The sequence below is a fragment of the Breoghania sp. L-A4 genome, from assembly GCF_003432385.1.
GTDB lineage: Bacteria > Pseudomonadota > Alphaproteobacteria > Rhizobiales > Stappiaceae > Breoghania.
Map to the genome: position 1 here is coordinate 4,243,075 of NZ_CP031841.1, position 12,414 is coordinate 4,255,488.

8 protein-coding genes, 1 tRNA gene and 1 pseudogene are annotated in these 12,414 nt (G+C 66.6%); 6 read left to right on the top strand and 4 right to left on the bottom strand.

Features of this window, described 5'->3' with window-relative positions; all coding sequences use genetic code 11:
• The first annotated feature begins 100 nt into the window (after positions 1-100).
• From D1F64_RS19410 to D1F64_RS19425, 4 genes are all read left to right on the top strand, one after another.
• Complete coding sequence (locus tag D1F64_RS19410) at positions 101-1,273, top strand: HAMP domain-containing sensor histidine kinase (protein WP_117413767.1); 1,173 nt, start codon at positions 101-103, stop codon at positions 1,271-1,273.
• A 147-nt stretch (positions 1,274-1,420) separates the two neighbouring features.
• Positions 1,421-2,728: a histidinol dehydrogenase gene (gene hisD, locus D1F64_RS19415; RefSeq protein WP_117413768.1), complete on the top strand. Its 1,308-nt coding sequence runs from the start codon at positions 1,421-1,423 to the stop codon at positions 2,726-2,728.
• Complete coding sequence (locus tag D1F64_RS19420) at positions 2,725-3,498, top strand: glucose 1-dehydrogenase (protein WP_117413769.1); 774 nt, start codon at positions 2,725-2,727, stop codon at positions 3,496-3,498. Before hisD ends, D1F64_RS19420 begins: the two co-directional genes overlap by 4 nt.
• A gap of 160 nt (positions 3,499-3,658) precedes the next feature.
• Complete coding sequence (locus D1F64_RS19425; RefSeq protein WP_162901664.1) at positions 3,659-4,963, top strand: sensor domain-containing diguanylate cyclase; 1,305 nt, start codon at positions 3,659-3,661, stop codon at positions 4,961-4,963.
• A 209-nt stretch (positions 4,964-5,172) separates the two neighbouring features.
• Here D1F64_RS19425 and D1F64_RS19430 read toward each other — a convergent pair.
• The 3 genes from D1F64_RS19430 to D1F64_RS19445 all read right to left on the bottom strand — a co-directional run bounded on the left by D1F64_RS19430 (position 5,173) and on the right by D1F64_RS19445 (position 8,857).
• Positions 5,173-5,248, bottom strand: a tRNA-Glu gene (locus tag D1F64_RS19430).
• Positions 5,249-5,402: 154 nt separating this feature from the next.
• A complete protein-coding gene (locus D1F64_RS19435; protein WP_117413771.1) occupies positions 5,403-6,626 on the bottom strand; it encodes a hypothetical protein in 1,224 nt (407 codons plus the stop codon).
• 938 nt (positions 6,627-7,564) lie between these two features.
• Positions 7,565-8,857, bottom strand: coding sequence for an adenylosuccinate synthase (locus D1F64_RS19445; RefSeq protein WP_117413772.1), 1,293 nt, complete (start codon positions 8,855-8,857; stop codon positions 7,565-7,567).
• 341 nt (positions 8,858-9,198) lie between these two features.
• Between D1F64_RS19445 and D1F64_RS19450 the strand changes: the two are divergent.
• Both D1F64_RS19450 and D1F64_RS19455 read left to right on the top strand, forming a co-directional pair.
• Positions 9,199-10,109: pseudogene (locus D1F64_RS19450) on the top strand (DMT family transporter).
• A gap of 99 nt (positions 10,110-10,208) precedes the next feature.
• A complete protein-coding gene (locus D1F64_RS19455; protein WP_117413773.1) occupies positions 10,209-11,240 on the top strand; it encodes an alpha/beta fold hydrolase in 1,032 nt (343 codons plus the stop codon).
• Here the strand turns inward: D1F64_RS19455 and D1F64_RS19460 are convergent.
• The gene (locus tag D1F64_RS19460; RefSeq protein ID WP_117414730.1) at positions 11,203-12,303 is read right to left on the bottom strand and encodes an AraC family transcriptional regulator; all 1,101 of its coding nucleotides are present in this window, start codon (positions 12,301-12,303) and stop codon (positions 11,203-11,205) included. The genes D1F64_RS19455 and D1F64_RS19460 overlap by 38 nt on opposite strands.
• Positions 12,304-12,414 lie beyond the last annotated feature (111 nt).

The window sequence follows — 12,414 nt, forward strand, 5'->3', positions numbered from 1 at the left end:
CACCATCTTCTCCCGGCAATACGAGGCCCGTATCGACCGGGAGCTCGACACCTACATCAGCCAGCTCGTCGCCGCGGTCGCCTTTGACGCGGACGGCGCAGTGCGTCTGACGCGCGATCTCGCCGATCCGCGCTTCGCCCAGCCGCTGTCGGGCCTGTACTGGATGATCAGCGTGCACCAGCGCGGCCAGGTGCTGCGCTCGCGCTCGCTGTGGGACGACACGCTCGATCTGCCGAGCGACGATCTCGAGCCCGGCGCCGTGCACCGGCACCGTCTGGACGGTCCCGGCGGCACGCCGCTGATCGTGCGCGAGCAGCGCGTGCAGCACCCCTCGCCCCAGGGCGCGCGAAGCTTGCGCGTCGCTGTCGCCATCGAGGCGGCGGAGATCGAGGACGCGCGCCGCGACTATGCTCTCGCCATCCTGCCGTCGCTGGGTCTGCTGGCCGCGGCCCTGATCGCGGCGGCGGTCGCTCAGGCGTTTGTTGGATTGCGCCCGCTGCGCCGGCTGGAACGCGATGTCGCCGCCGTCAGGAGCGGCGCAACCCGCCAGCTTCCCGTGGACCATCCCGACGAGGTGATGCCGCTGGTCACCGCGGTGAACGACCTGCTGCAGGAACAGGAAAAGGCCATCGATCACGCCCGCGCGCGCGCCGCCGACCTCGCCCACGGCCTGAAGACACCTCTGACGGTACTGCGCGCGCTCGGCCAGCGGCTGCGGCGCGGCGGCGAGGAAGGCGCGGCCGACGATATCGAGGCGATCGGCGCCGACATGCGGCGCCAGGTCGAGCACCAGCTGGTCCTGACCCGCATCCGCACCCGCTCAGATGGCCGCGCCGGCGAACCCTGCCCGCTGGGGGAGACGATCGACCGGCTTGTGCGCACCTTGAGGCAAACGCCAGCCGGCGAGGCCGTCGTCTGGCAGGTCGATGTCCCGGCCACCGCGAGCTTCCGCATCGACCGCTCCGATCTCACCGAGATGCTGGGCAATCTGCTGGAAAACGCCGTCAAATGGACCACCAGCCGGATTGCCGTCCGCGTCCGGGAGGAAGGCCGCGCCACGGTTCTGGAGATCACGGATGACGGACCCGGCATGCCTCCGGAGCAGGCCGAACAGGCCTTCCGCCGCGGCGTGCGGCTGGACGAGCGCCGGCCCGGCCACGGCCTGGGACTGTCGATCGTCTCAGAGATCTGCGCGGCCAACGGCATCGACGTCACCACGGCACCAGCCGAAGGCGGGCGCGGCCTGCTGGTGCGCCTGACGCAAGTGGCCTGAGTCCGCGAACCGTTGCCCCGCCGTTGAAACACCGGCGCCGCGCGACACTCTCGACAGCATGCGGCGAGCCGCTACCATGCCCCCAACAAGAAAATTGAGTCGCGCCGCCGGCCCGCCGGTGGCGATGCGCATGAGGAGAAGACGACCGTGGCGGAATGGCTGAAGCGGGGCAAGAGCGCCTCTGATATCGAAGAGGGCGACGCGAAGGTCCGCGCGACCGTCGAGAGCATCCTCGGCGATGTAGCGAAGAACGGCGACAAGGCGGTGCGCGCCTTGTCGGAGAAATTCGACGGCTGGTCACCGGAAACCTTTCGCCTGAGCGAGGCGCAGATCCAGGAGGCCATGTCGAAGGTCTCCGCCCGCGATCTCGAGGACATCAAGTTCGCGCAAGAACAGGTCCGCGGTTTCGCGCAAGCACAGAAGGCAGCGTTGCGTGACGTGGAAGTCGAGACCCTGCCCGGCGTCATCCTCGGTCACAAGAACATCCCGGTGAATTCCGTCGGCTGCTACGTGCCCGGCGGCGCCTATCCGATGGTCGCCTCCGCCCACATGAGCGTGGTCACCGCCAAGGTCGCGGGCGTCAAGCGGGTGGTCGCGGCCGCTCCGCCCTACAAGGGCGCGGCGCATCCGGCGATCGTCGCCGCCATGCATCTGGCCGGCGCCGACGAGATCCTCGTGCTTGGTGGCGTGCAGGCGGTGGCCGCCATGGCGCTGGGCACCGAGACCATCGATCCCGTCGACATGCTGGTCGGCCCCGGCAACGCCTTTGTGGCCGAAGCCAAGCGCCAGCTCTACGGCCGCGTCGGCATCGATCTCTTCGCCGGTCCCACCGAGACGCTGGTGATCGCCGACGAGACCGTGGACGCGGAGATCTGCGCCACCGATCTGCTCGGCCAGGGCGAGCACGGCCCGACGACGCCCGCGATCCTGCTGACCAATTCGGAAAAACTGGCGCGCGAGACGATGGCCGAGGTCGAGCGCCTGCTGACCATCCTGCCCACCGCCGAAATCGCCAGAAAATCCTGGACGGATTACGGCGAGGTCATCGTCTGCAAGGACGAGGCGGAAATGGTGGTGGAAGCCGACCGCATCGCCTCGGAGCACGTGCAGGTGATGACCCGCGACCCGGACTATTTCCTCGACAACATGACCAACTACGGCGCGCTGTTCCTCGGCCCGCGCACCAACGTCGCCTTCGGCGACAAGGTGATCGGCACCAACCACACGCTGCCGACCAAGAAGGCCGCGCGCTACACCGGCGGCCTGTGGGTCGGCAAATTCCTGAAGACCTGCACTTACCAAAAGGTGCTCACCGATGAGGCCAGCGCCATGGTCGGCGAGTACTGCTCGCGCCTGTGCATGCTGGAAGGCTTCGTGGGTCACGCCGAGCAGGCCAACATCCGCGTGCGCCGCTACGGCGGCCGCAACATCGCATACGGGACCGCAGCCGAATGACCGAGATCTCGCTTCCCCGCCCTCCTTCGTTCCGACTCGACGGCAAACGTGCGCTGATCACCGGCGCGGGTCGTGGCATCGGCCTGGGCGCCGCTGTCGGCCTCGCGGACGCCGGCGCGCACGTCATCCTCGCCTCGCGGACGCTTTCGGAGGTGGAGGCCGCGGCCTCCGCCATCCGCGCGCTCGGCCAGTCGGCCGAGGCGCTGGAGCTCGACGTGATGGATCTCGATGCCGTCCGGCACAGGATCCCGGCGCTCGGTCCGCTGGATATCCTGCTCAACAACGCCGGCACCAACCGGCCCAGGCCGATGGTCGAGGTGCCGGAGGCGGACTTCGACGCCATCATGGATCTCAACGTGCGCGCGGCCTATTTCGTCGCCCAGACGGTGGCGAAAATGATGCTGGCGGCGGGCAACGGCGGCTCGATCATCAACACCTCGTCGCAGATGGGTCACGTGGGCAGCGCCGGACGCTCGGTCTATTGCGCGTCCAAATTCGCCGTCGAGGGGTTCACCCGCGCCATGGCCGTGGAACTGGGGCCGCACAACATCCGCGTCAACACCATCTGCCCGACCTTCATCGAGACGCCGCTGACAAAGCCCTATTTCGACGATCCGGCGTTCAAGGAAAAGGTGCTGGCAAAGATCCAGCTCGGCCGCGTCGGCACCATCGAGGAGATCTCCGGCCCCATCGTCTTCCTGGCGTCCCAGGCCGCCTCGCTGATCACCGGCTCCTCGCTGATGATCGACGGCGGCTGGACCGCGGAGTAGGCGAGCGGACGGCGGCAGACGTGCTTTCAGACAAGCGGGTGCGATCCCGCACGGTACCGCTGTCCTTGCGGACGTGCGCCGAATCTCTTTTGAACGTCGAAAGGAATTCGACAAGAGTTCGCGATAGTCTGGAGCGTCCCTTGCATGGTGCGTGTGTCTCGTGATCGAAAAAATAAGAAAACACCCCCTGTCACACATTGTGTCCAGCATTGCCGCCAGCGTTGCGGTCATCGAGGAAGGTGATCATGGCGGCTACATCATCAGCGCCTGCAACAATCGGTTCGCCGACATCTTTTGCGATCGCACGCCTGCGCGCGACGAACGGATACGGCGACTTCCGGTCGCGCTCGACTCGATCCTTCAATCCGAAAACCGGACCGAGTTCGTCGAGAGGATCACAGAATGCTTCACCTTTGGCGAGCCGGTGGAGTTCCTGCATACCTGCATGTTTGAGGACCCTGCGAAGAACTGGCGGATGTCACTGAAGCCGCTGCTGGACAAAGACGGCCGCATCAGCGGGATTCTGACGACGGCGCAGAACGTCACGAAAAAGAAGCTGGCGGAAAAGCAGATCACGCTCGTCAATTCGCGCTTTTCCGCGGTCGTGGAAGCCGCCTACGACGGGATCATCACGATCAACCAGCAAAGCCGGATCATCCTGTTCAACCAGGCCGCGCAAAAATTGTTCGGCTATGCCGCGAGCGAGATCATCGGCGAACCGATAGAGCGCCTCATTCCGGATGAGTTCAGGGCGCGGCACGGACAGTATATCGCCACGTTCTCCCGCGGTTCGCAGGCGTCCCAGGCGATGAGCGACCGCAGCCATGTGCTGGGCCGGCACAAGGACGGCACGACCTTTCCGGTGGACATCGCCATCTCGAAACTCGATGTGCACGGCACGGTCGAGTTCACAGCCATTGTCCGCGACGCATCCGAAAGGCTACAACTGCTCGACCAGCTTGCGGAGAAGGCGCGCACCGATCATCTTACCGGACTGCTCAACCGCCGGGAGTTTGACCTACGCGGCCGCGAACTCTTCGAAGCATCGGCAAGCAGCCACGCGCCGCTGTCCCTGCTTATGCTCGATCTGGATCACTTCAAGCGCATCAACGACACCCATGGCCATGATATTGGCGACGACGTCCTGAGGTTCGCGGCGCGGCTCGGCGTAAGCAGCGTGCGCAGCACCGACATCTTCGCGCGCCTGGGCGGCGAGGAATTCGGCGTGCTAATGCCCGGCGCCACCGAGGATGTTGCCCGGGAAATGGCCGAACGCATCCGTGGCAACTATCAAAGCCAGTCATCCAGGAGCCGCCGCGGCGCGCGTGCCGTACCCTTCACCGTAAGCATCGGCACGGCCACCATGGCCGCAACGGACAGCACCCTGGAAAGCCTTCTGAAGCGCGCCGACAAGGCGCTGTACCGGGCCAAGAACGCCGGGCGAAACCAGGTGGCCGTCGGCTAGGTCGGACCTGCTTATCGTGGAAACAGACGGTCACTCCCGTCAACCAAGGGACACGGCCGAAAATCAAGCTGGCGCCCGGACATGACGCCGACCCTTCGAAACGCCGAGTCCGCGGAGAACGGTGTGGCTCTGGAGAACCCCATCAATCGCGCGCCTGCGGCCGCGCTTGAGGGCGCGGCGCGATACAGTTTTGATTGTACCGGGGAAATTGGTACTCCCAAGGGGAATCGAACCCCTGTTTCCGCCGTGAGAGGGCGGCGTCCTGGACCGCTAGACGATGGGAGCACGGCCGTACTGTTACCAGTGACGAAGCGCGGATATAGCCCGCCTCCAGGATCATTGCAAGTGTGAAACGCGTCCCTTTGCCGGCGGCCGCGATTCCGTGCGGCCTGCCTGTGGATGACCGCGCCGCGCATCCGCGCCGCGGCCAAAGATCAGATCAGCCGCCCGTCCAGGCGTCGAGCGCCAGTTGCACGGCGCGGTCTCCCGCGGTGCCCTTTTCCAACGTCAGGATGGCGCGTTTGCCGCTGTCGTAGAGGATCGGAATGTCGATCCAGCCGCGATCGCGCAGCAGCGTCTCGTTGCGCTGCTTCTCCGCCTCCAGCGACGACAGCGCGACCCAGAAGAAGCCGCTGTCGACCCGCACGGAAGCGCCGACCAGCGCGTCGCCGCGCGCTTCTTCCGTGGTCTTCATGATCAGGCCCGGCACATTGGCCACGCCCTTGCCCTCGAATTCCTTGGGCAGGGTGAAGCGGATTTCGATCAGGTGGCTCGCGGGCAGCGATTCGTCGCGGTTGGGCCGGATGGTGACGTTGACCGTGATGTCGCGATCGGGGATCACCACGTTGGCCTTCAGCACCGTATCGATGATCTCGGTGCCCGGCGCGGCTTCCTGCAGCGTCGACCAGACAACCTGGCCCTGCGACGCGGAACCGGACGCATCCGCGCCCTCGCCTTCTTCATACAGGATCGAGCGCTGGGCGATTTGCAGGCCCTCTTCCTTCTGACCTGGCGGCTCGGCCCCGGGGATCGACGGCAGCGCGGCCAGCGGCGTCTCGGCACTTTCGGGGGCACCGCTCTGAGCGGTCTCGGATTGCGGCGCCTCGGCTTCCGCCTCAGGCTGCGCTTCCGGCGTCACCACGCGCGCGCCGTTGCCGGACGGCGCGGCGCTCGTCACACCGCCTTCGGCATCGGACGGCGGCGTGATCCGGGTCGTGGTGACCGCGCGCGCGTCGGGGGCGGCCGCGGAGCCGTCGTCGCTCAACAGCCGCTCGTCGCTCTTTGGCTGCCGCCCGTTCCCGGGCACCCCGGCAACCGGCGTCTCCTGCGGCACCTCGACGCTCTCGTCCGGGGCGGTCGCCACATCGCTGCCGATCGACTCGATCATCGCCAGAATCGCATCGCGCTGCGAATAGACGCCGGCGGCCAGACCGCCGAAAATGATCAGCGCGGCGATGATCGCCGCGATCGCGGGAAGCTTCGTTGGCCTGGCCACCGTGTCGCGATTCGCGCGCATGGCGGCGTCCAGCGCCTTGGAGCTGCGTTGCATGGCCGGTGCGGCGGGGTCCTTGGCAAGAATCGCCGCGCCCGGCGTGGTCTCAGTGCCCGATGCCTCGCCCGCCGGCCTGCCAGCCCGGGGTGACGACAGGGTCGGACCGGACATCGGAGCGGGCTTTGGCGCCGCGGGATCGGGCTTCGCGGTCGTGCCGTCGCCAAGCTCCGGCTCGCTGCCGCCGTTGTTCGCGTCGCCGGAGGTCTTGTCGGGCGTCTTGGATTTCAGGCGTGAGAAAAACCCGCCCTTGGCCTTTGCGGGCTCCTCTGGCGGCTTGGTCGTCGTTGCGGGCTCCGCGCCCTTGGCCGACGAGATCTCGGCCTCGCGCGATCCGGTGACGGGTGGCGCCTTGGGCGCGGACGCCTCTGCCGATTCCGGCGCGGCCCCGCCCGCTGGACGGAATCGACCTGCGGCGCTTCGGATTTGGGTGCCGCGAATTTCGGGGCATCGGACGGGGAGGCCTGTGGCGCGGCGACCGCCGGTGCGGACCCATGGGCTCCTGGCCCCTGCGACGCGGATCCCAGAGATGCGGCTCCCTGCGATGCGGTTCCCTGGGGCGACGATCCCCGGGATCCCGCACCGTTCTGGGAATCGGACGCGGCCGGACGCGTCTCCGCGGGGGCCTGGACGGCTGCTGCGGACCGAGCCCGAGCGTCTGCCGCGCCGCATCGGCTTCCACCTTGCGGATGGCTTCTTCCAGATGCAGCTGCTCGGTGGTGATGTCCGAGGGCGACAGCGGAGGATCGTAGCTCTTGAGCTGGTTGACGATCGCCGTTCGCGCGCGTTGGTAGACGGCGCGACGCGCACTGCCGGTGTTCTCGGGAAGCGCGTCAATCGCCCGTTTAAGTACAGCGTGATAATCCGCCATCGATCTGTTCGGTACCGCCTGGTCGTTTGCTGGATCGACTTATATACGCTCAGACAGCGACGATTGAACGCAAAAAGTGAACCGCACTCTAAGGTGTTGGGGCAACGCGCCGGTCCCCGCACAGGTTCCCGGCGCCCCAGTCACGACTAAAATACTGTCGTGGATCGTAGCCACGTTTTGGCTAATCCTGAAACGGATTTTGAACCAAAATCGTGTCGTCGCGCTCCGGGCTCGTGGACAGCAGCGCCACCGGCGCGCCGATCAGCTCCTCGACATGGCGCACGTATTTCACCGCCTGGGCGGGAAGTTCGGCCCAGCTGCGCGCGCCCGCCGTGGTTTCCTCCCAGCCCGGCAGCGTCTCGTAGATCGGCTCGACCCGGGCCTGCGCACCCTGGGAGGCCGGCAGATAGTCGATTTCCTTGCCATCGAGCATGTAGCCGACGCAGATCTTGATCTCCTTGAGGCCGTCGAGCACATCGAGCTTGGTCAGCGCCAGCCCGGTGATGCCGGAGGTGCGCACCGTCTGGCGCACCAGCACCGCGTCGAACCAGCCGCAACGCCGCTGGCGGCCGGTGACCGTGCCGAATTCATGCCCGCGTTCGCCGAGGAACTGGCCAACCTCGTTCATCTGCTCGGTCGGAAACGGTCCCTCGCCCACGCGCGTCGTATAGGCCTTGGTGATGCCCAGCACGTAATTGAGCGCATTCGGGCCGACGCCCGAGCCGGACGAAGCCTGGCCGGCAACCGTGTTCGACGAGGTGACGAACGGATAGGTGCCGTGATCGATGTCCAGCAGCGCGCCCTGCGCGCCCTCGAACAGGATCCGCTTGCCGTCGCGCCGCGCATCGTCCAGCAGCTTCCACACGATGTCCATATAGGGCAGCACCTGATCGGCGACCGACGTCAGTTCCTCATAGATCGCATCCGCCGAGATCAAGGGCTCGCCCAGGCCTGCGCGCAGCGCGTTGTGATGCACCAGCAGCCGGCCGATCTTGTCGCGCAGGGTCTCGTTGTTGGCCAGATCCATCAGCCGGATGGCGCGGCGTCCCACCTTGTCCTCATAGGCGGGGCCGATGCCGCGCTTGGTGGTGCCGATCTTGGTGCTGGTGGTCGACGCCTCGCGCAGCGCGTCGAGCTCGCGGTGCAGCGACAGGATCAGCGGCACGTTCTCGGCGATCCGCAGGTTCTCCGGCGTGATCGTCACGCCCTGCGCGCCCAGCCGCGCGATCTCGCTGACCAGCGCATGCGGATCCAGCACCACACCGTTGCCGATGACGCCCAGCTTGCCCGGCCGCACGCAGCCCGAGGGCAGCAGCGACAGCTTGTAGCTCACACCGTCGATGACCAGCGTATGGCCGGCATTGTGACCGCCCTGGAAGCGCACGACGACGTCGGCCTGTTCGGAGAGCCAGTCAACGATCTTGCCCTTGCCCTCGTCGCCCCACTGCGATCCGACAACCACTACATTGGCCATAAGCGCTGCGTTCCTTATTCCGATAGATCCGCGTGCCGTCCGCGCCGGCGGCACCATGTTGATCGATTGTGACGCGACTGAGTCGCGCGCGTCATCGCGAGCGGCGCGCCCGGAGATCCCGTGTCCGCCCGGCCCCGGCGATCCGGCCTTGGGCATTGCCAGCGGGATGCCGACACAAAGAACCCCGGAAGCGGTCCGGGGTGCGTGAAGCGGGCGGACTATAGCCAGATCCCCGCGTGATGACGAGTCCCGTTCTCGGCCGCCGGCCGCATCTTTACACACCTCGCACAAGCCATTAATCGGGATGCCACTGCACAGCCACTCTCGGGGGACGGACGGGCATGACAACGATCGCGGCGCGCGCCGGAGGCTGGCTTTACAACCAGCCCTATCTTCTGCTGTCGATCACCGCGCTGTCATGGTCGGGCAACATCATCGTCGGCCGGGTCGCCGCCGGCCACATTCCGCCCGTCGCCCTTGCGCAATTGCGCTGGACCTGCGCGTTCCTGATCCTGCTGCCGCTGTTCTGGCCGCGCGTCAAGCGCGACTGGCCGGTGATCCGCGCCAACCTGCCGATCCTGCTGGTGCTGTCGTTCGCCGGCATCACCATGTTCAACACGCTGGCCTACATCGGCCTGCAGTACACCCAGGCGATCAACGGCTCGCTGATGCAGTCCACAGCCCCCTGTGGATTGCGCTGTGGTCGCTGGTGCTGTTCCGCGACCGGCTGACCGGCGGCCAGATCGCCGGCATCCTGCTGTCGACGGCGGGCGTGCTCACCATCATCAGCCGCGGCGACGCCACCGTGCTGGCGCATCTGAGCGTCAATCCAGGCGATCTTCTGATGATCAGCGCCATGGCGTGCTATTCGTTCTATGCGGCGCTTCTCAAGAAGAAGCCGCCGCTGCACCCGATGACGCTGATCACCATCACCATCGGCCTGGGCGCCCTCATGCTGCTGCCCGCAACCCTTTGGGAGGTCTCCACCGGCTACCTGATGACGTTCGACGCAACGACGCTGAGCGCGCTGGCCTATGTCGTCGTGTTCGCCTCCATCGTCGCCTACATCGGTTTCAACCGCGGCGTCGAGCTGATCGGCCCCAACCGCGCGGGGCCCTTCTTCCACCTCGTGCCGCTTTTCGGCTCGATCCTGGCGATCCTGTTCCTGGGCGAACATTTCCAGCTCTTCCACGCCGCCGGCTACGCCCTGATTCTCGCCGGCATCGCGCTCGCCCAGCGTGCCGCGCGTTGAGTGGAGCACAGCAATAAACGACCTCGATCGCGTTCCAGGTCGCGGCACGGCGCCGATCGAGGCATCCGTTGCGCACGACGAACAGCAATCGGAACCGACATGATCAAGCCCCTTCTTGCCGCCCTCACCCTGCTTCTAAGCGTCTCCGCCCATGCGGCCGATGTGACCGGATTTCGCCGGCTCGCCCTGCCTGATACCGAAAGACCCCTTTCAGTTGCGGTCTGGTATCCCGCTGTCAGCGAACAAGCCCCGACGCACGTGGCGGGAAACCCCGTCTTCGTCGGCGTCGCCGTTGTACACGATGCGCCCGCGTCCGCCGGCAGCCATCCTCTCGTGGTTCTGTCGCACGGCTTCGGCGGCAACTGGCGCAATCAGGCCTGGCTGGCGGAGAAGCTGGTGCGTCAGGGATATGTGGTGGCCAGCGCCAATCATCCCGGCACGACAACCGCCGATATGAACCTTGTGCGGGCCGCTCGGCTATGGCAGCGCCCACGCGACGTCAGCCGCGTCATCGACGCGCTCACCGGGGATCGCAGAATCGCCGGTGAGATCGCGCGGAACCGGATCGCCGTTGCCGGCCATTCGCTCGGCGGTTGGACGGCAATCGAGCTGGCCGGCGCCCGCTTCGATCCCGACCTGCACGATGCGGAGTGTGAGGCTCACCCGGAACTCGTCGACTGCGAAGTCTATAAATCCATTGGCGCCGGAGGCGACGCGGCGTCGCGAACGGCGCTGGCGCAAGACCTCCGCGACAGCCGGATTGCGGCCGCCATCTCGCTCGACCTCGGGCTTGCCCGCGCCTTCGATCCGCCAAGCCTCGCGTCCATCGAAATCCCTGTTCTGGTGATCGCCGCCGGATCACCCAACCCGCTGCTGCCGGCCCAGCTCGAATCGCGCTATCTCGTGGCCCGCCTGCCGCAAACGCGGACCCGCTATCTCGAGATCGCCGACGCCAGTCACTTCAGCTTCCTGTCTGTCTGCAAGCCCGGCGGCGTCACGCTGCTCGAGGCCGATGCCGACGGCGACAGCATGATCTGCCGCGACGCCGGCGGCCGCGACCGTCGGACCATCCACCGTCAGGTCGCGGATCGGATCATCGGGTTTCTGGCGGAGGCTCTGCCGGAAAACTGACTTCCGCGGCAAAGCCGTCGCGGCCGCCTCCCGAGCGGCGGTAGTCGCTCGGGCTCATGCCCGTAACCCGCCGAAACTCGCGATTGAAATTGGATTTCGTCTGGAACCCGCAGTCGAACAGGATCGTCGTGACCGGCTCTTCCGTTTCGGCAAGCAACCTCCGTGCCTCCGCGATCCGGTACTCATTGACCACCTGCGAAACATTGCGGCCATGAATACGATTGATCGCGGCGGAAATTCTGCGCGACGGGACGCCGGCGCGCCGCGCCAGCCTGTTCAGCGTCAGATCCGGATCACGGAACAGCCGGCGCTCACGCATCAGCCCGTCGATGATCCCGAGCACGTCCGCGTCTCCCGGCTCCGGGCGTCTCTCCTCCGCCCGCGGCGCGTCCTGTGTCTCCACGGCTGCGTCCGCCTCGCGTTGCGTCGCAGGGCGGCTGCGGCCAGCAACGGTGACCGCATAGGCGGCCAGTCCCAGCGTCAGCAAATTGGCGAAGGCGACGATGCTGGCCGCATGCTCCCCCTGGCTAAGACCAAAATCGACGGCGACCGCGAGATCGACGCTGCCGGACGCGATCAGCGTCGCACCGGCGAGCGCAACGGCGCGGACCGCCTTGTCCGCCGACCCCAACCGCGCGCCGCCCAGCGCGTCCGGCCCACCCCAGGCGCGACGCAAAAGTGCGAAGCCGTAGCCGTAGAACATTGCCGCCAGGACCAGATCGATCGGCGATTGCCAGGCCTGCCAGCTCGCGGAAAGCCCGATGATGACGACCACCGGCACCGCATGCGGCCATTGCCGCCGCAAGGGGCGCGGCGTCTCCAGCGCCAGGCCCGAAAAGCAAAGCCACGCGGCCGGCGGCAGCAACGACGCGCTGACCGGTTGCAGAAAACGGACCATCGGCAGATCGAGGCTCCAGCGCAAGCCGACGACGGTCAGCATCGCGGCGCAAAGCGCCAGATAGATCATCGCGCCGCGGTTCTCCGCGTTCCCATGCCACGCCATGCGCACCAACAGCACCACCAGCAGCAAGGCGACAACGAAAGGCAGGGGAATGGCAAACATCGGGACAGCCGGATAGCGCGGTATGCGCGGCATGAGTGAGACAACACAACTCCAGGATCATGTCGCAAATCGGGTGTCGTGCAAGGAGGTCATCCGATATCAGGTGGCAGG